Origin of the sequence: Pseudoalteromonas sp. M58, assembly GCF_042604605.1 — a bacterium.
In the GTDB taxonomy this organism is placed as follows: domain Bacteria; phylum Pseudomonadota; class Gammaproteobacteria; order Enterobacterales; family Alteromonadaceae; genus Pseudoalteromonas; species Pseudoalteromonas tetraodonis.
In genome coordinates this window covers 2,055,158-2,072,994 of the sequence record NZ_CP152390.1, presented here as the reverse complement: position 1 = coordinate 2,072,994, position 17,837 = coordinate 2,055,158, and the positions used below count along the sequence as shown (strand labels likewise).

The window sequence follows — 17,837 nt, the reverse complement described above, 5'->3', positions numbered from 1 at the left end:
CCTCTAATCTATTTGGGTAACAGGAATAGCGTCTAATTGCCATTTCCAGGTTTGTTTTGTTGGTGCAACAGGTAGCATGTCAATACAATCGACCGGACAAGGTTCAACGCACAAATCGCAGCCAGTGCATTCGTCAATTAGAACGGTATGCATTTGACGTGTTGCACCCACAATCGCATCAACAGGGCAGGCTTGAATACATTTAGTACAGCCAATACATTCATCTTCGCGGATATACGCCACTGTTTTAACCGGATCTGCTTGTTCGCCGCCAGCGAGGGGTTTAGCCTCAACCCCCATTAAATCAGCTAGCTTTTTAACGGTCGCTTCACCACCTGGAGGGCATTTATTTATTTCATCGCCATTGGCAATGGCTTCTGCATAAGGACGACAGCCAGGGTAACCACATTGGCCGCATTGTGTTTGCGGTAAAATGGTGTCGATTTGTTCTACAACAGGATTACCTTCTACTCGAAAGCGTACTGCTGCAAACCCTAAAATTAATCCGAAAATTAACGCCAGCAAACCCAGCGCTATTAAAGCGTACAACAAGGTCATATTAAAACTTCACTAATCCAGTAAAACCCATGAAGGCCATTGACATTAAACCTGCCGTTATCATTGCGATTGAGGCACCTTTAAATGGGGTTGGTACGTCTGCTGCGGCTAAACGTTCGCGCAATGCAGCAAATAAAACCAATACTAATGAAAAACCCACCGCAGCACCAAAGCCATAAACGGCCGATTGTAAAAACGTGTGATCTTCTTTGATATTTAATAAAGCAACACCAAGTACCGCACAGTTGGTGGTTATTAAAGGTAAAAATATTCCCAGTAACCGGTAAAGCGTTGGACTGGTTTTTCTGACAACCATTTCAGTAAATTGTACAACAACAGCTATTACTAAAATAAAGCTCATTGTTTTCAGATAGGTAATATCCAATGGTAATAAAATATACTCATTTACTAAATAGCTTGTCACAGAGGCAAGCGTTAGCACAAAGGTGGTTGCCAAAGACATACCTATGGCTGTATCAAGTTTCCCCGACACGCCCATAAACGGGCAAAGGCCTAAAAATTGTACTAATACAAAGTTGTTGACTAACACTGTTCCAATTAATAACAAGACGTATTCTGTCATGTGTGCCTCACGCTAATAAAATCCCGTGTATTATCCTTTTTTCTACTGTGATTAACAACACGTTGAGTGATTATCAGTTAAATAAACAACGTTAAATAATGGGCTAATTGTAAAGGGTTAAAATCAAGGGACTTTGCAATTAAAAAACTGTCAGCATTTTAACGGCTGAAAATTCATAAAAGCACACTTTAAAACGTAAAAAAGAGCATACATGCTCTTTTTTACGTTAATTGGAGTAGAGGCGTTAGATGTCTTTGGGCTTTTCAATGTAGTAACCTTGAACACCATCTAGGCATAACGTTTCTACAATGTGTTTTTCTTCTTGGCTTTCAACGCCCTCAGCAAAAACACTGACGCCAATTCGGTGTGCAAGGTCGACCATTAAACGCATAAAATACTGATTATTTTTATCATCCTCTAAGCCTCGGGTATAACTTGCATCCATTTTAATAAAGTCTGGTTTTAAATCTCTGAAAAACTTAAATGATGTGAGTCCTACACCAAAGCGTTCAACAGTAATTCTGGCTCCAACGCGATGCACCATATCAATAAAACGTTTGCTTGCTTTAATGTTTTGTTGCAGACCAAATTCACTCACCTCAAAAATTAACTTAGAAGCAATATGGGTATCTTTAAGCAAACGACGCTCTAACCAAATCATAAATTGGTCACTGTGCGCACTTGAAGGGGTAATATTTAAGCCAAAGTATTTTTCAGATAAATTACTCGATTTTATTCTTTCTAATGACGATTCTATAATTAACTTATCAATTTCTATTGCCATATCGAGCTTTTCAGCCATTGCTAAAAATGAAGCGGTAGGCAAAGCTTGATTTTCTTCTGTTTTGAAGCGGGCTTGAATTTCAGCATAGGCTTTAATGCTTTTACCTAATGGCATAATATTTTGGATCACTAAATGGACACTTTTAGACTCGATCACTTCGTTAATCACTTTACGCCAGTTTTGGTTACCAAACCCTGCGCTCACATTATTAACAAGATCAGTATCGCGCTGCACATGCCACGCATTAGCTTGCTTAGATTGCGCCATACTCATTGCGTTATCAACGATAGAGAGCAACTCACCTAAAGGTTTGGCTTTTTCGTACCCCACAATACCTGTGTTTGCAACCGAGCTAAGCTCTTGGTTTTGCATATATTGAGTAAAGCGAGATTGTAAGTTTTCACCAAATTTTTCAGCTTCTTTTAACGGGGTATTCGGCAATATAATTATAAAGTCAGAGCTGTTTACTCTAAAAACTTGACTGCCGGAATAGGTACCACTGATATTTACTATGATATCTGCAACCGACTTAATGTACTCATCACCTTTTTGATAGCCTCGACTTTGATTAATTGACTGTAACTCACTACAGCGGACAAGTGCTAAAGAGCCAAATGTACTTATTTCGGTGTTTTCTATATTTTTTTCGTAGTAATCAACAAACATATTGCGATTACCTAATTCAGTAACGCCGTCTTTGTAGGCTTCACGTTTAATATCGTGGGCTGCATTTTTTATATTGTCGTTTTTGCTTTTTAAAAAGTGCGATAAACGATTAAAGCTAGGAATTAAACTTTTCCCCAACTTAGCTAACTCAGGTGAATCAATTTTAGTTGCAAAATCATCACCTAGTTGGTTTTGATTGATATATACATCAATAACATCAGCAACGTCCGTACATATATTGTCGTTAATGTGCTTAACAATGGTTTTCATCAATATAATAGGTATTAGGGCGAGTAGGGTGCTAACAATTAAAATAACAAAAAACGCGGTTTGAAACTGCTCACCCAAGTGAGTAATGTTTAATTTAAATTCAATTTTTATATCGGCGTTATTATTTGTGGCGTACTGAGGACGTACTGAGTTGCTACTAGATTGAATAAGCTCAGCAATAAAAGGTAATTGCACTGCATTGTTAACCGAAAATACTTCAACGCCTTGATAGTCACGTAAAACAAAATTTGAAAAGGTTTCACTAGTTGCAAGCGTGTTTTTAAGATTTTCTGCTGATATATCTGTCGCAGAGAGATTTTTAATGTATTGCTCAACGGTCGCTTGTGCATTTTTTTGAGCGTTGCCGATGGCATTATCAAAATTTTGGCTAATAAAATAACTACCAGCGGACACAAGTACCAGCCAAGCTAACAGTTGTATAAGAATAAGTTTTTTGAAAGCTGCCATTATTTAATCTTTTTATGTCAAATGGGGGAGGACACAACCTCATGATTATTAAACTAATTATAGCTCGATATCAATAGTTATCAAATGGTTAGTTTTTTAAGCAAAAAAGTTTTTATTTTAAAAGAAGAATGGTAGAGCAAATTGGAGGGTATGTCTATGTGATTGTAGTAAATTGGCTCCCCCTCCCCGACTCGAACGGGGGACCTGCGGATTAACAGTCCGTCGCTCTAACCAACTGAGCTAAGGGGGAACTAAAATATACTTTTTATGACTTGGCTCCCCCTCCCCGACTCGAACGGGGGACCTGCGGATTAACAGTCCGTCGCTCTAACCAACTGAGCTAAGGGGGAACTACATCATAAACATAAACTTGGCTCCCCCTCCCCGACTCGAACGGGGGACCTGCGGATTAACAGTCCGTCGCTCTAACCAACTGAGCTAAGGGGGAATCGTTTATGGCTGAAAAACTTGGCTCCCCCTCCCCGACTCGAACGGGGGACCTGCGGATTAACAGTCCGTCGCTCTAACCAACTGAGCTAAGGGGGAAGCGTCTTGCCTTTCAACGGGGCGAAATATTAATGACCGCATAGCAAAGTGTCAACATATAAAAGATCATAAATTCAAAAAAGAGGTCTATTCGTTGTTTTTATGTGCAATCTGCGCGTTTTGTAACACTATTTAAGTAAAGCGCAGTGATATTGTTTTATAAAAACAGGGTAATATTTGCATGAAGTTTGTAATTTGAGCTAATAAAGTGATGAGTAAAATTTAAGAAAACGGCTTTTAATAGCAAAAACGGGTTCTATTTCCTGTATTTTTATAAAGCGATAATTAACTTATTTAAAATAAATGGCTCCTTTTTATTTTGGTACGTTAAAACGGTTGAACTAAATGCGTATTAGTTACGTAAACTAAAACTAGCGCTAAAACATAATATAAATTTTGACTGCAGCAGTAATGCTTTGTACAAAAATAAAACAATCAATGAGTTAGCTACCTGTTTGAGTGTGTTACTCACTGATATTAGTCTAAGAAAAAATCACCTTCATACACATAACAGGGGCATACAACGCTGTTTGCATATTGGTAACGGAAAAAACCAAATGATCAGACAATTTAGCACTCGGTTGTAGCCCTTTATAAACGTGGGGTTGATTGAGTTATCCACGGTTTCTGTGGATAACTCTGTTTATGAAACTTTAAGAACATCAGCACCCCCAGCATTGTAGGGCGCTACAACGATTTCAAGTATTTAAAAGCTTTTTTTTTATACATTTAAAAACAATAGCTTACGATTCAGCTAAGTTACTCACTTGATCGATAAATAAAATTTTTCGTGACGATAAAACACAGTCTCTGACTGTGTGATAAATCAACAAAACCTAAAAAATAAATGTTGCAAAAGTTACATAAATGTACTTTATTTGGTTTTTAGTGTGTTAGCGCAAAATTTGTTTACAAAGGCATAAAAATAACAGTTTGTAGATTAAACGTTTAATTAATTGTTTAGATTTAATAAAGCATGGCTTGAACAGCTCGGATGCTTTAAAATATGCCGTTCAGTAAAAGAGGCTTATTTATTTTATGCGCGCACATTCTCAATCACATACTCGCCCTGATTTACTCACCGCCCCAATCTTGCCTACATTAAAGAAAATGACCATTCCGATGATCTTTGGGATGATCACCCTAATGATGTTCAACATAGTTGATACTTTTTTCATTAGCTTATTGGGTACTGAGCCGCTTGCTGCAGTGAGCTTTACATTTCCCGTCACTTTTACCGTTATTAGTTTAGCGATTGGTTTAGGCATAGGTACCTCAGCGGTAATAGCAAAAGCATTAGGCAGTAACAATATTGAAGAAGCGCGTTTTGATGCCAGTATATCGTTGTTGATTGCGGTGGTATTAGTGTTGGTTTTATCTACGTGTGGCTATTTATTAATTGATCCTATTTTTACTTTACTCGGAGCTGGGGAGCAAGTATTACCGCTCATTCATGAATATATCAGTATTTGGTTTTTAGGCAGTGTATTTTTAATTACCCCGATGATTGGTAATTCTGTACTGCGTGCCAGTGGCGATACTAAAACACCGAGTATTATTATGGGTGGAGCGGGGCTTATCAATGCGGTACTCGATCCTGTACTTATTTTTGGTTTTGGCCCCATTCCTGCGTTTGGCATTAAAGGAGCCGCCATCGCCAGTGTTATAGCATGGGCAGTTGCTGTGGCAATTATTTTATACTTATTAATTGCTAAAAAGCGCTTATTGAGTTTAAAAGCAGGGTCGCAAACGGTTATTGGAGCTATTCGTAAAATATTAAAAATAGGCTTACCCGCAGCAGGTGCTAACATGCTAACACCGGTTGCTATGGCAGTAATGACAGCATTGGTTGCACATCATGGTCCAGAGGCTGTGGCTGCTTTTGGAGTAGGGAGTCGAATAGAATCAATAGCGAGTTTGGTGGTATTAGCATTATCGATGACTTTGCCACCTTTTATTAGTCAAAACTTTGGAGCCAGTCATTTTTCTCGCGTAAAGGATGCCTACCTAGGAACCTTAAAATTTGTGATGTTATGGCAGTTTGTTATTTATATTTTATTAATTATGTTCTCAGGCGTCATCAGTGAAATATTTGGTAAGGAGCAAGCCGTTGTTGATGTCATAAAACTGTTTATTTATACCATCCCATTAAGTTATGGCTTGCAAGGAGTGATCATTTTATCCAACTCCTCGTTTAACGCTTTACACAAACCCATGAACGCCTTAGTTTTGAGCGTCATTCGGTTATTTATTTTTTATGTTCCCTTTGCGTATATCGGGAATGAACTGGCAGGTTTAATCGGCTTGTTTATTGGCGCGGCCATTGGTAATTTATTCACAGCCCTTGTAGCCTATAAGTGGTTTATGAAAGAAATTGAAGCGTTAAGCAGTCAAGCATTACAGGAGTGTAGTCATTGAGCGATCATTTTCAGTTAGAATCAAAATTTAAACCCGCTGGGGATCAGCCTACCGCTATCGCTCAGTTGTGCGAAGGTTTAGAAGCAGGGCTTGCTCATCAAACTTTATTGGGCGCAACAGGGACGGGAAAAACCTTCACGATGGCTAACATCATTAGTGATTTAAATCGCCCCACTATAATTATGGCGCACAATAAAACCTTAGCGGCGCAATTATACGGCGAGATGAAAGAATTTTTCCCGCAAAATGCGGTTGAGTACTTTGTATCTTACTACGATTACTACCAACCAGAAGCCTACGTGGTAGCCAGTGACACCTTTATTGAAAAAGATGCATCCATCAATGAACACATTGAGCAAATGCGGCTCAGCGCCACTAAAGCGTTGTTAGAGCGTCGCGATACCATAATCGTTGCGTCGGTATCGGCGATTTATGGTCTGGGCGATCCTGATTCATACATGAAAATGATGCTGCTTTTAAAAGTGGGCGAAAAAGTCGACCAGCGCGATATGCTGCGCCGCCTTGCAGAGCTGCAATACACCCGTAACGATATTGATTTTAGTCGTGGTACATATCGTGTTCGCGGCGAAGTGGTGGATATATTTCCCGCTGAATCAGATACCTATGCAGTACGTGTAGAAATGTTTGATGATGAAGTTGAACGCCTAAGTATTTTTGACCCCCTCACTGGTGCTGTTGAAAAACATATAGTGCGTGCAACTATTTACCCTAAAACTCACTATGTAACGCCACGAGAAAAAATACTCGAAGCCATCGAAAAAATAAAAGTTGAACTTAAAGAGCGCAGGGCACAATTACTCAGCGCTAATAAATTAGTTGAAGAGCAACGTATTGCGCAGCGTACCCAATACGACATAGAAATGATGACCGAGCTTGGTTATTGCTCAGGCATTGAAAACTACAGCCGTTACTTATCGGGGCGTACACCTGGTGATCCACCGCCAACATTACTTGATTATTTACCCGACGATGCATTAATGATTATTGATGAATCGCACGTAACTGTCTCGCAAATTGGCGCTATGTATAAAGGCGATAGAAGTCGTAAAGAAAACCTCGTTGAATACGGTTTTAGAATGCCCTCGGCCATGGATAACCGTCCACTGCGTTTTGAAGAATTTGAAGCCATTGCACCGCAAACTATTTATGTGTCGGCCACACCGGGTGATTTTGAATTAGAGCGCAGCAATGGCGAGGTTGCTGAACAAGTTATTCGTCCAACCGGCTTACTTGATCCATTAATAGAAGTGCGTCCGGTTGGCGATCAGGTTGATGACTTACTCTCAGAAATTTATAAAAGTGTTGAAAAAGGCGAGCGTGTATTAGTTACAACACTGACTAAACGCATGGCTGAGGATTTAACCGACTACCTGAGTGAGCACAATGTAAAAGTACGCTACTTGCACTCTGACATAGACACCGTAGAGCGGGTTGAAATTATTCGTGATTTACGTGCCGGTGTGTTTGATGTGTTAGTAGGCATTAACTTACTACGTGAAGGTTTAGATATGCCAGAAGTGGCATTAGTAGCTATTTTAGATGCCGATAAAGAAGGCTTTTTACGCTCAGCTCGCTCGCTTATTCAAACCATAGGCCGTGCTGCGCGCCACCTTGATGGTCGTGCTATTTTATACGGTGATAGAATCACTAAGTCGATGGCCAAAGCCATTGATGAAACCCAGCGACGCCGCGATATACAGCATGCTTATAATGTTAAGCACGGTATTGAGCCTAAAGCACTGATCAAAAAGATACTCGATGTAATGGATGTAGGTGAAGATGCTTCACCGCAAGATAACTTACAGCTTATTCGTAAAGAGTCTAAAAAAATTCTTAGTGCGAAAGAAATTGCCACGCAAATTAAGCAGCTTGAAACCAAAATGCATGCCTACGCCAGTGATTTAGAATTTGAAAAAGCCGCCTCTGTACGCGACGAAATACATGAACTACAACAACAGTTGATTAATTAAATGACAATCGATTTTACTCCTCTTATTAATGCATTAGCAGACACGCCTTTTGCAGATAACGAATTATGCCGCGTATTTCATGGTCGCGGCCACAGCGTAGAAGCGCTAAGCCATATTAACTTAGACTTTTATCCACCGAGTTTGTTTTTGGTGTCATACAGTGAAATTGATGAGATAACACTCACTACGCTCACCGATATGTTATGGCAGTGGGCACAACAACATCATCCAGAGCTAATTACTGCATTGGTGTATCAGCAGCGAGCGGGGCTGCAAAGCCATAACACCCTTGTTCACGGGCAATTGCCCGCGCGCCATAGCGTAGCCGAAAATGGTGTGCGTTTTTTGGTTGATTTAATGAGTAAGCAAAACACCGGTATTTTTCCAGATATGCGAAAAGGCCGTGAGTTTGTCATGCAAAATAGTAAACATGCCAAAGTACTTAACCTGTTTTCTTATACTTGTGGTTTTTCGGTAGCGGCTATGCACGGCGGTGCCGATCATGTGATGAACATGGATATGAGCAAAGGCGTGTTAAAAGTCGGTAAGCAAAACCATCAATTAAACAATGTTGATAGGGGCGTCAGTTTTTTACCGCATGATATTTTAAAGTCGTTTGGTAAGCTAAAAAAAGCCGCACCGTTTGATTTAATTATTGTTGATCCACCCAGCTTTCAAAAAGGCAGTTTTATATTAACAAAAGACTACCAAAAAGTGCTGCGCAGACTTCCTGAGCTTTTAAACGATACTACACAGCTGTTGTTATGCGCTAATAGCCCAGAGCTTTCAGAAAACGACTTTAAAGCACTTATTCAAGAACATACTCAAGGTGCTATTGAGTTTGTTAAACGCCTAGAACCGACTGATCGCTTTATTGAAATTGATAGCGATAAAAGCTTAAAAGCATTGGTGTACAAAACAAAAACATAGTGAGTTAAATGAAACTGAGTAAACGTTTAAACGCCATCAATTCATTAATTACAGAGCCTTACGATATTGTTTGGGATTGTTGCTGCGATCATGGCTTTTTAGGGATGGCGTTACTTGAGCGCGATATAGCAAAACATATAAATTTTGTGGATATTATTCCAACGTTAATGGAAGCGCTCGAACAGTCGCTGCAACAATTTGAGCAAGGTAAATCTTTACCTTCATGGCAAGTGCGCTGCGAAGATGTTGCGCAAATTAAATTGCCAACAGCTGCAAAGCAAGTGGTGGTTATTGCTGGTGTGGGGGGCGATTTATGTTTAAAGCTTATTGAACAAATTATTGCCAACAACCCGCAAAGCTTGCACCAACTCAGTTTTATTATTTGCCCCATTCAGCATCTTTACAAAGTGCGCGAAGGTTTAAAAGCCTGTAATTTAAAGCTCGAAAACGAGCAAATTATTGTTGAAAACAAACGTTTTTACGAAGTATTACACGTTAGTGTAAATGCCAGCCAAACACTCACTCAAACCGGTGCTCAAATGTGGGATAAACACAATCCACAACATCATCAATATCAGCAGCAATTGCTTAACCATTATACTCGAATGCTCAATAAAGATAGACTTTACTATCAAAAAGTTATAACAGAGTATCAACGAGTATTTGAATGCTAAATACTCCTGTCAGTGTGATCGGTTTTTGTGATTAACTACGTAAAGTGCTTCATAGTTAATATCTTGCCACTAGGCGGATTTATTTGGTTTAAATATGTCAGATAAAAATATAAAAATTGAGCCATTATTAGGCGATGGGCAAAAGTGGCAACACAGTTACGAGCAACCGATTTCGTATGCGCCGTTAGTACAACTGGCCAATAATAATTGGATTGTTCCCCAGCATTTTTTACGTTACAAACATACGCTAGCCAGCGTTAATGAAGTGCTTAACGACATTAGTTTTTCTACTCACTTTAGTGTGTTAGCTGCAGAAAAAAACAGTGATATTTATCTGCAAGTGGCGGTACTTAGTCCAGATAATTACCGTGCTGAGAACAAAGCAAAAAAGTTACTGTTTGGTCGTCGCTGGCCAGTAGAGCAAAATTTGCCAACCTCAGAGCTTATTCAAACAGCATTTTTAGCATTGAAAGTGGCACGCGAGCATGAAGTAAGAGAGCTTTTTCAGCTGCAGCATCAAGGCGCAACCAGCACGCCGTTTAATAATCATCATGATTTACCTGTTATGGCGCAAAACCCTGAGCTTGTTAAAAGCACATCGTTTAAAAATATTCCATTGAACGACCTGATAGAGCGCCTGGTGTTTGCGGATAATAAAATTGCGCTAATTAACTGCCAAGCCATAATCACCGGCGAGCAGGTGTATACGGTTAAACTTCATTGCGATAGTTGTCAGCTAAGCGAATTTAATAATAAAACCTTGTCATTTTTAGCACCTGATGCAACAATCAACAGCTTTTTACATAGCTTTATTGCCGCACTGGTTGCTGTAAGTAACGAGTATGTGAGTGAGCATTTTAAATACCAAGGCTTTGCGCGCTTTAGTAAAGATGTACACGCAGAGCAGGTCGGGGAGCTAAGCATTGCCATGCGTTCACCAAGTTCAGTTAGTTTATGTTCTATGGGTAAGCAAGAGGCGAATCAGTTAAACTTTGAAATAGACAGCGGCAGGGCACCCCAAGGGTGTGGACAAGCCATTGGCGGGTTTTTAGCTGCCCATGGTATAGAGCAGCCAGAAAATGCACATTTATACCCTAATTATTTATAACTAAGGGACAGCTATAGTTTGTTTATTTCTTGTTTTACGCTATAGCTTGAGTCGGTAACAATGGCTTCAAGTGTTTGTACTCGCTGTTTGAGTTCAGTCACTTGCGCGGTTACTTCTGCTAGTTGCTTATGAGCATCTTGATTGTTGTCTTGAACTTTATGTTTAAACTCAAGGTGCTTTTTATACATATCGTAAATAACCCCCGAACCTACAGAAATAAGTACAATGAGAACTATCATTGTTGTGCCAGACATAATTACTTCCTTTAATTTTATTTTAAGTTTAAATTATAACCATAATTAAGCGCCGATAAAGCTAATTAATTGTAACTTTATTTGTATTTATAAAGTCATTGTTATTATTTGTGCCGCCACCATATAGTAACCATGCAGTTTTTTTTAATCGATACAAGGAATAGGTATGTTAAATAATAAAATTCCACCGGTTGTCGTTGTGGTATTTTTCGCTGCTGTTATGGCACTGATTGCGCATTACACAGTAATAGACTTTACCGCCTTCATAACTTACCTAGCATTAGGATTAGTCGCTATAGGTTGTTTCTTTTGTGTTGCTGGGGTCGTCAGTTTTCGTTTAGCCAAAACCACGGTACTACCAAATAAACCTGAGCAAGCAACAAGCTTAGTTACCTCAGGGGTATATAAACTCTCACGTAACCCTATGTATTTAGGCTTTGCTTTTATACTGGCGGGGTGGGGCGTGTGGCTAAGCTCTATTTGGGCTTTTTTAGGTATTGTGGGCTACGTTGGTTATTTAACGCTGTTTCAAATCATTCCCGAAGAGCGGGCGTTACATCAGTTATTTGGTGAGCAATTTGAGGATTACAAATCGCGGGTAAAACGCTGGCTTTAATGTTTTTTCATACTAAAAAAGGCTACCCTTGGTAGCCTTATAGTGTGCTTATTTTAAACTTTACTCGTATTCAAGCGGGTCGGTTACGTTGTTCAGCTCAAAGGCTTCTAAACGTTCTTGGCAAGCGCCACATTTGCCACAGGCCTTATCACGACCGTTATAACAGGTCCATGTTTGGCTGTAGTCTAATCCCATTTTAATACCATCGGTTAAAATATCGATTTTAGTATTATTTAAATACGGGCTAAAAATTTCTACCGCATCGTAATTAGCAATACGACACACATCATCCATCTTTTTAACAAACTCAGGGCGGCAATCTGGGTAAATAGCATGATCGCCCGAATGCGCACCGTAATATACTTTGCTTGCTTTAAGCGACACCGCATAACCTACCGCTAAAGAAAGTAAAATCATGTTGCGATTAGGCACAATGGTGCTTTTCATGCTTTCTTCTTCGTAATGGCCTTCTGGCACATCAATATCGTCCGTTAACGACGAGCCACCAATAAGCTGATTAATTGCCGATATATCAACAATCTTGTGCGGTACATTTAGCTTTTCACATACGCTGGCGGCGACTTTAAGTTCTTTAACATGACGCTGACCATAATCAAACGAGAGGGCATAAACATCATGGCCTTGCTGCAGGGCTTTATTTAATACAGTAAATGAGTCCATACCGCCGGAATAAATAACAACTACTTTTTGCGTCATACGTGGTTTGCTCTTTAGTTTTGATAGAGGTTTATATCAGGGCGCGATATACTACACGGCCAAGGCATAAATGACAATTTTTGCACCGTGCTTTGTGATTTCTAATAGTAACAATTTTGCCGTCAGGTTGTAAGTGAGATTTCTTTTGTACAAAATTAATGAAGTGTTTGAAACCATTCAAGGTGAAGCGAGTTTTACTGGTACGCCGTCTATTTTTTTACGCCTGCAAGGTTGCCCTGTGGGATGTTCATGGTGCGACACAAAGCAAACCTGGGATGTTGATAACGTATATAAAGTATCACTTGATGACACGGTAGAAAAAAAAGCCGACTCAGATCATTGGGCTGAGGCCAGTGCCTCGCAAGTACTGGAGTTATTTAAATCCCGTGGCTATACCGCCAAGCATGTTGTTATAACCGGTGGCGAACCTTGCATGTATGATTTGAACCCAGTATGTAATTTACTGCATGATCATGGCTTTAGCACACAAATAGAAACCAGTGGCACCTTCGAAATACTCGCCCCTGCACAAACGTGGGTCACGGTATCGCCAAAAATTAATATGCGCGGTGGTTACAAAGTATTGAGCAGTGCTATGCAACGCGCCGATGAAATTAAACACCCGGTTGCTATGCAAAAACACGTAGAAGAACTGGAAGAGCTATTTACCGCCACCGGCGTAAACCCAAAACTGGTATATTTGCAGCCAATCAGCCAAAAAACCTCAGCCACTAAATTAGCCATTGATACTTGTATCGTCAAAAACTGGCGCTTATCAATTCAAGTTCATAAGTATTTGGGGATTAGTTAAAGGGCAGCTGTAAGCTGCTCTGCGTTAAGTTATATTACGTAGATACAAGGTTGGGTTATAAACCCAACCGAACTAAACAAATTTCAACTCATAAAGTTAAGCTGGCTTTAAATATAATTTTCATCAATAAACTGACACCACAGCTGTGTATTTAATTCTGGTACATTTGGCTTATCTCTAATACCGAGTTTAAACATGATCACAGAGCGCCATTCTAAAGAGCCAATGTCTGGCCCATGTCCATAACCGTCACCGGTATTAATTTGCTGCTCAACATAGTTAAACCATGCCTCAGAGCACGGCGAATATTTTTCATCTTTTTGCGCAACACTACTGCATCCAGCAATAATGAGTAATAAAGGGGCCATTAATAGTTTCATATTTTACCTATGTGTTTATTTTGCTAATCGCTGCTGTGTTAAGGTTAAACGCTTATGTGAGCTGTATACTTGCAACCTTTCATCGTCCGTAATTAAAAATGCATCCATTTCTACAGATATTAAAGCAGATATGGGGAAAATCTCTAAAATACCAAGATCAGCAAGTTTAGCTGAAAGAAGTGCTGTTTTGCCATTAACAATAAAAGTAGAATCTTGATCACGAAAATCGCCATCAACATATAGTTTTGCACCACCAAACCATGAGTTAACAATTTTAATTTTATGACCCTTGACCGTGAATTCGAACTCTTTTCTCATTTTCAAACTCCATTTTTTGAAAAGTGTATAACATGTTAACGCCGTAAATAAACGGCAGAAAATAGTTGGCAATAACTTGTTGGGAACGAACAAAATAATCTGTTTTTATCCCACTTCTAATTTTTTTTGTTCAATTGCGATTTGCACAATACATTTTCGTTAAGTTTATTACCAAACAAAAATTTCAACCTTTCTGTACCACCCGTTTTTTCATAAAACTCTTGTAAAGTAATTTCTTTTTTCTCGTAGCTCATTAGCTGCCAAAAACCGTAAAAGCCTTTGAACCAAAAGTAATAAAACACCGCTCCAACAGCCAATAGGAAATATGCTGATTTGCCAACTTTTCGTTTGTACTTTATGGCGCAATAAAAAAACCAGACACAGCTTAAAACTGCCACTATTAAAAATGCCGTAAAAGGTGTAATTGCAGTATCAATATTATCCCAAAGGAAGCTTAGACAAATTGAGCTCCAATCTAACCCCATAGAGAAAATTAAAGTAATCTTAAAAAAGAAATATAATAAAACGGTAGTAAACACCGCATATAAGATCCCACTTTCCTTGTACTCTTCTTTATTCAATACTTGTCCTTATTGAGCGATTTAATAATCTTATAGTGCGCGAGTCGTGCAGGTTTATATCCATACCACGCTCACTTTTCTTCTGTAAAGTTTTAACAAATTACCTAAGATATTACTATCACTAACTTTTCTATGATTTTTAAGAAAAGCTAATATTTAAAAGCGTTGTTATTGAGCAGCGCTTTTGTTTTTATTTTGTTGAACCTTGAACCTTGAACCTTGAACCTTGAACCTTGAACCTTGAACCTTGAACCTTGAACCTTGAACCTTGAACCTTGAACCTTGAACCTTGAACCTTGAACCTTGAACCTTGAACCTTGAACCTTGAACCTTGAACCTTGAACCTTGAACCTTTTTAAAGTACCAAACTAAAACCCAAGTTTGCAAAGTGTATTAGGTGGTGCTTATATTAAACTAAGTGATTGGGAGAATGCGCTTGGCTAAATACCTACTACTGTTGTTTGTTTTTTCTTATGTTTTTATAAACTCGGCTTTTGCTAGTGTAAAAGTGGGCGTGACTCACTGGGTTGATTACACTAATCCGGATGAAACAGGCGTTTATATTGAATTATTAAAAGAAGTTTATGCGGATGAACAGCTCGAGTTTGATTTTAGTACTTACAAACGAATTACCAATTTATTTGAACAAAAACAATATGATATTGTTGTTGGTGTTGCTAAAGAGGATATTCCTTTAGCTTATTATCCTAATTGGTATTTAGACTACGATTACCCAATTAATGCGTATTTTGTAGATTCTGCTCATAAGTTTAATAAACTGTCTGATTTAAACAACAAAGTATTAAGCTGGCTCGATGGCTACAATTTCGATAAGTTTATTGAATACCCACACGATTATTACCCGGCTTCTACTATTGAAAACGCAGTGGCACTGCTACTCAATAAACGCATAGATGCTTTCGTTGATTTTGACTACAACATTCCCAAAGAGTACAAATCAAAGCTTAATTATGTAGAGGTTGTGCCAGCAAGGCCTATTTATTTAGCCTTTTCGAATAATGAAAAAGGGAAAGCCTTGGCGAGAAAATTTGACCAAACAATGCCAAAATTAAAATCATCGGGACGGTTGCAGGCATTATATAAATTAGATTATGAAAATACGCGTTTTGCAGAGTTTGACGCAAATAAAACAAAAATCGTATTAAGTAGTAACGATGAGTCTTTGCTACGACTGAACTCAGTTACCGAAGGAAAATCACTCGACGCGCAGCTTTATAAGTTAATTTTGGCTGAAATGCGAGATTACAGAATTGAGTTTGTAAAAGCGCCAGATACCAATGTTGAGGTGCAATTTGGCATTAGTCATTGTTTCGCCAATAAAATTAACACGCCAGAACGAGCAAGCCGCTATTTAATATCAAAGCCGTTTTCTTTGTATCTCGCACCGCGACTTTATTCTCCAAATAACTTGGCTCAATTTAAACATATAAAAAATTTAGACGAGTTGGTGTCACAAAGTGGATTAAGGTTGGGGTTATCAAAATTCAGAATATTCTCCGAAGACATTATGTCTCTACTTGAGGAGGTAGATAAAACTAAAATAAAACCAGCTCCCACTAATATATTCTCTAGATTACAACAATTAGCGAAGTTGCAAGAGTTTGATGCGTCTATTGAATACCCCAGTGATGTAGCCACGTATTGGCACGATATAACAGATGCTGATATTCACTCCTTTGATTTGAAATTAAAAACATCGTTTACTGTTGGGCATTTAATGTGTGAGCGCAGTGAAGAAAATATAAAATTTATGCAGAACTTTAATAATACACTCTCAAAATTAATTCAAAGCGATGAATATAAAGCGCTTATATACCACTTTGCGGCTGACTTACCTGCTGAACAGTTTAATAAAATTTATCAGCAAGCACTGTTAGATGAAGAGTGAGAACGCAAGCACAACGTGGTTTTTTAACCGCTAGGGTAGGCATATTTATCATTGAAATAATAAGCCGATGATAAAAATAAAGCCGCCTTTGTAAGGTAGATTTGTATAACGCTGAATACTTGGCTCTGAAAATTCAAACAATGGCACTAACAAGTGCACCTGCGTCAGTAATACCGGCGTCTTTCATGGCTTGGCTAATCATTTGTACCAGCGCGACTACTTGAGATTGTGTTGATGAAACAATATTTGCCTGTGCTTCAATTTGTGCTTGTATGACCTCGTCTTCCGGATCGGATTGAGTTTTTAATTGAGAGAGTAGCTCTTTTTGTTGTTCAAGCTGCTGTTTAAGCTCTTTAAGTTGCTCTATCATTTTTGCGATATATTCAGGCATTTCTGAATTTGCTGTTTTTTCAGCGTTTTGCTCAGCCTCTTTTCCTGAGAGTTTATTGCGTTCTTTGTCTGATAATTGATAATCAGTGTTGTCCTGATTTTTTGTTGTGTCTTTTGTTTGTTGTGTAATATTTGTTTTTTCGGCTGTAATTTTAACGTCAAAGGCTGAGTGTTTATTTAGCTGTATCACGGTTTATTATCCATAATGTTATTTGTTACTAATTTAACTATCGGCAGGAATGCTAAAGTACTAAAGCGATAAATACAAAAAAGCGTTGCCATTGAGCAACGCTTTTATTTTATCTTGTTTAGCCTTTAGCCTTTAGCCTTTAGCCTTTAGCCTTTAGCCTTTAGCCTTTAGCCTTTAGCCTTTAGCCTTTAGCCTTTATTCAGCTGCTAAATAATCTAATACCACTTGGTGGTGATCTTTGGTTTTGAATTTATCAAACAAGTGTTTAATTTTACCGTCTTGGCCTACTAAGAAAGTGAGGCGGTGGATACCGTCGTACTCTTTGCCCATAAACTTTTTATAGCCCCACACCCCAAATGCCTCAGCAATGGCATGATCTTCATCTGAGAGTAGGTCAAAGTTAAGCTCTTTTTTTGTTTCAAAGTTTTTAAGACGCTTAATCGGATCTGGGCTTATGCCAACAACATGGGTGTTAAATTTAGCAAGCTCGGCTTGTTGGTCACGCAGGTTTTCGGCTTGTACGGTACAGCCAGGCGTTGACGCCTTAGGGTAAAAGTACACCAGTACTTGTTTTTCTTTTAATAACTCGCTGAGCACGACGGTTTCATCATTTTGGTTTTGTAAGCTAAAAGCCGGTGCTGTGTCGCCACTTTGTAATGGGGTAATTTTGTTCAT

18 protein-coding genes and 4 tRNA genes are annotated in these 17,837 nt (G+C 38.8%); 8 read left to right on the top strand and 14 right to left on the bottom strand.

Features of this window, described 5'->3' with window-relative positions:
* Positions 1 to 3: 3 nt before the first annotated feature.
* The 7 genes from rsxB to AAGD16_RS09485 form a co-directional block, all read right to left on the bottom strand.
* A complete protein-coding gene (rsxB, locus tag AAGD16_RS09515) occupies positions 4 to 558 on the bottom strand; it encodes an electron transport complex subunit RsxB (RefSeq protein WP_013465282.1) in 555 nt (184 codons plus the stop codon).
* A 1-nt stretch (position 559) separates the two neighbouring features.
* On the bottom strand, positions 560 to 1,141 hold the full coding sequence (gene rsxA / locus AAGD16_RS09510; RefSeq protein WP_008115244.1) for an electron transport complex subunit RsxA: 582 nt from the start codon (positions 1,139 to 1,141) through the stop codon (positions 560 to 562).
* A gap of 244 nt (positions 1,142 to 1,385) precedes the next feature.
* Entirely contained in the window at positions 1,386 to 3,329 is a 1,944-nt protein-coding gene (locus tag AAGD16_RS09505) for a GGDEF domain-containing protein (RefSeq protein WP_013465281.1), read from the bottom strand.
* Between the two features lie 173 nt (positions 3,330 to 3,502).
* A tRNA-Asn gene (locus AAGD16_RS09500) sits at positions 3,503 to 3,579 on the bottom strand.
* Positions 3,580 to 3,602: 23 nt separating this feature from the next.
* Positions 3,603 to 3,679, bottom strand: a tRNA-Asn gene (locus tag AAGD16_RS09495).
* A gap of 21 nt (positions 3,680 to 3,700) precedes the next feature.
* A tRNA-Asn gene (locus tag AAGD16_RS09490) sits at positions 3,701 to 3,777 on the bottom strand.
* Between the two features lie 21 nt (positions 3,778 to 3,798).
* A tRNA-Asn gene (locus AAGD16_RS09485) sits at positions 3,799 to 3,875 on the bottom strand.
* Between the two features lie 1,038 nt (positions 3,876 to 4,913).
* On the opposite strand from AAGD16_RS09485, the gene AAGD16_RS09480 reads away from it, so the two are divergent.
* The 5 genes from AAGD16_RS09480 to AAGD16_RS09460 all read left to right on the top strand — a co-directional run bounded on the left by AAGD16_RS09480 (position 4,914) and on the right by AAGD16_RS09460 (position 10,996).
* Positions 4,914 to 6,293 (top strand): MATE family efflux transporter, encoded by a 1,380-nt coding sequence (locus tag AAGD16_RS09480; RefSeq protein ID WP_033104422.1) that lies wholly within the window; start codon positions 4,914 to 4,916, stop codon positions 6,291 to 6,293.
* Positions 6,290 to 8,284: an excinuclease ABC subunit UvrB gene (gene uvrB, locus AAGD16_RS09475; RefSeq protein ID WP_377111390.1), complete on the top strand. Its 1,995-nt coding sequence runs from the start codon at positions 6,290 to 6,292 to the stop codon at positions 8,282 to 8,284. Before AAGD16_RS09480 ends, uvrB begins: the two co-directional genes overlap by 4 nt.
* Positions 8,285 to 9,214, top strand: a complete 930-nt coding sequence (locus AAGD16_RS09470) for a class I SAM-dependent methyltransferase (RefSeq protein WP_090492241.1) — start codon at positions 8,285 to 8,287, stop codon at positions 9,212 to 9,214.
* 8 nt (positions 9,215 to 9,222) lie between these two features.
* On the top strand, positions 9,223 to 9,888 hold the full coding sequence (locus tag AAGD16_RS09465; protein ID WP_024601105.1) for a tRNA (adenine(22)-N(1))-methyltransferase TrmK: 666 nt from the start codon (positions 9,223 to 9,225) through the stop codon (positions 9,886 to 9,888).
* 94 nt (positions 9,889 to 9,982) lie between these two features.
* Positions 9,983 to 10,996, top strand: a complete 1,014-nt coding sequence (locus tag AAGD16_RS09460) for a hypothetical protein (protein ID WP_024601106.1) — start codon at positions 9,983 to 9,985, stop codon at positions 10,994 to 10,996.
* Positions 10,997 to 11,007: 11 nt separating this feature from the next.
* On the opposite strand, the gene AAGD16_RS09455 is transcribed toward AAGD16_RS09460, so the two are convergent.
* On the bottom strand, positions 11,008 to 11,250 hold the full coding sequence (locus tag AAGD16_RS09455; protein ID WP_013465274.1) for a hypothetical protein: 243 nt from the start codon (positions 11,248 to 11,250) through the stop codon (positions 11,008 to 11,010).
* A 166-nt stretch (positions 11,251 to 11,416) separates the two neighbouring features.
* Between AAGD16_RS09455 and AAGD16_RS09450 the strand changes: the two genes are divergently transcribed.
* Positions 11,417 to 11,866: an isoprenylcysteine carboxylmethyltransferase family protein gene (locus tag AAGD16_RS09450; protein WP_024601107.1), complete on the top strand. Its 450-nt coding sequence runs from the start codon at positions 11,417 to 11,419 to the stop codon at positions 11,864 to 11,866.
* 60 nt (positions 11,867 to 11,926) lie between these two features.
* Here the strand turns inward: AAGD16_RS09450 and queC are convergent, their stop codons facing one another.
* Positions 11,927 to 12,583 (bottom strand): 7-cyano-7-deazaguanine synthase QueC, encoded by a 657-nt coding sequence (queC, locus tag AAGD16_RS09445; protein ID WP_013465272.1) that lies wholly within the window; start codon positions 12,581 to 12,583, stop codon positions 11,927 to 11,929.
* A 145-nt stretch (positions 12,584 to 12,728) separates the two neighbouring features.
* On the opposite strand from queC, the gene queE reads away from it, so the two are divergent.
* Positions 12,729 to 13,394, top strand: coding sequence for a 7-carboxy-7-deazaguanine synthase QueE (queE, locus tag AAGD16_RS09440; RefSeq protein ID WP_033104418.1), 666 nt, complete (start codon positions 12,729 to 12,731; stop codon positions 13,392 to 13,394).
* Positions 13,395 to 13,501: 107 nt separating this feature from the next.
* Here queE and AAGD16_RS09435 read toward each other — a convergent pair whose 3' ends face one another.
* The 3 genes from AAGD16_RS09435 to AAGD16_RS09425 form a co-directional block, all read right to left on the bottom strand.
* Positions 13,502 to 13,774 carry a hypothetical protein gene (locus AAGD16_RS09435; protein WP_096038562.1) on the bottom strand — a complete coding sequence of 91 codons (273 nt, stop codon included), beginning with the start codon at positions 13,772 to 13,774 and terminating at the stop codon, positions 13,502 to 13,504.
* A 15-nt stretch (positions 13,775 to 13,789) separates the two neighbouring features.
* Positions 13,790 to 14,092, bottom strand: a complete 303-nt coding sequence (locus tag AAGD16_RS09430) for a hypothetical protein (RefSeq protein ID WP_096038561.1) — start codon at positions 14,090 to 14,092, stop codon at positions 13,790 to 13,792.
* A 116-nt stretch (positions 14,093 to 14,208) separates the two neighbouring features.
* Positions 14,209 to 14,673 carry a hypothetical protein gene (locus AAGD16_RS09425; protein WP_096038560.1) on the bottom strand — a complete coding sequence of 155 codons (465 nt, stop codon included), beginning with the start codon at positions 14,671 to 14,673 and terminating at the stop codon, positions 14,209 to 14,211.
* Between the two features lie 430 nt (positions 14,674 to 15,103).
* Between AAGD16_RS09425 and AAGD16_RS09420 the strand changes: the two genes are divergently transcribed.
* The gene (locus AAGD16_RS09420) at positions 15,104 to 16,582 is read left to right on the top strand and encodes an ABC transporter substrate-binding protein (RefSeq protein WP_096038558.1); all 1,479 of its coding nucleotides are present in this window, start codon (positions 15,104 to 15,106) and stop codon (positions 16,580 to 16,582) included.
* A gap of 133 nt (positions 16,583 to 16,715) precedes the next feature.
* On the opposite strand, the gene AAGD16_RS09415 is transcribed toward AAGD16_RS09420, so the two are convergent.
* Together AAGD16_RS09415 and bcp are read right to left on the bottom strand one after the other, a co-directional pair.
* A complete protein-coding gene (locus AAGD16_RS09415; protein WP_024601113.1) occupies positions 16,716 to 17,162 on the bottom strand; it encodes a hypothetical protein in 447 nt (148 codons plus the stop codon).
* Between the two features lie 195 nt (positions 17,163 to 17,357).
* Positions 17,358 to 17,837: a thioredoxin-dependent thiol peroxidase gene (bcp, locus tag AAGD16_RS09410; RefSeq protein WP_024601114.1), complete on the bottom strand. Its 480-nt coding sequence runs from the start codon at positions 17,835 to 17,837 to the stop codon at positions 17,358 to 17,360.

Excerpts from the sequence above, each read along its gene's own strand:
- rsxB (WP_013465282.1), bottom strand. The coding sequence starts at position 558 with ATGACCTTGTTGTACGCTTTAATAGCGCTGGGTTTGCTGGCGTTAATT.
- rsxA (WP_008115244.1), bottom strand. The coding sequence starts at position 1,141 with ATGACAGAATACGTCTTGTTATTAATTGGAACAGTGTTAGTCAACAAC.
- AAGD16_RS09505 (WP_013465281.1), bottom strand. The coding sequence starts at position 3,329 with ATGGCAGCTTTCAAAAAACTTATTCTTATACAACTGTTAGCTTGGCTG.
- AAGD16_RS09480 (WP_033104422.1), top strand. The coding sequence starts at position 4,914 with ATGCGCGCACATTCTCAATCACATACTCGCCCTGATTTACTCACCGCC.
- AAGD16_RS09470 (WP_090492241.1), top strand. The coding sequence starts at position 8,285 with ATGACAATCGATTTTACTCCTCTTATTAATGCATTAGCAGACACGCCT.
- AAGD16_RS09465 (WP_024601105.1), top strand. The coding sequence starts at position 9,223 with ATGAAACTGAGTAAACGTTTAAACGCCATCAATTCATTAATTACAGAG.
- AAGD16_RS09460 (WP_024601106.1), top strand. The coding sequence starts at position 9,983 with ATGTCAGATAAAAATATAAAAATTGAGCCATTATTAGGCGATGGGCAA.
- AAGD16_RS09455 (WP_013465274.1), bottom strand. The coding sequence starts at position 11,250 with ATGTCTGGCACAACAATGATAGTTCTCATTGTACTTATTTCTGTAGGT.
- AAGD16_RS09450 (WP_024601107.1), top strand. The coding sequence starts at position 11,417 with ATGTTAAATAATAAAATTCCACCGGTTGTCGTTGTGGTATTTTTCGCT.
- queC (WP_013465272.1), bottom strand. The coding sequence starts at position 12,583 with ATGACGCAAAAAGTAGTTGTTATTTATTCCGGCGGTATGGACTCATTT.
- AAGD16_RS09435 (WP_096038562.1), bottom strand. The coding sequence starts at position 13,774 with ATGAAACTATTAATGGCCCCTTTATTACTCATTATTGCTGGATGCAGT.
- AAGD16_RS09430 (WP_096038561.1), bottom strand. The coding sequence starts at position 14,092 with ATGAGAAAAGAGTTCGAATTCACGGTCAAGGGTCATAAAATTAAAATT.
- AAGD16_RS09420 (WP_096038558.1), top strand. The coding sequence starts at position 15,104 with ATGCGCTTGGCTAAATACCTACTACTGTTGTTTGTTTTTTCTTATGTT.
- bcp (WP_024601114.1), bottom strand. The coding sequence starts at position 17,837 with ATGAACAAAATTACCCCATTACAAAGTGGCGACACAGCACCGGCTTTT.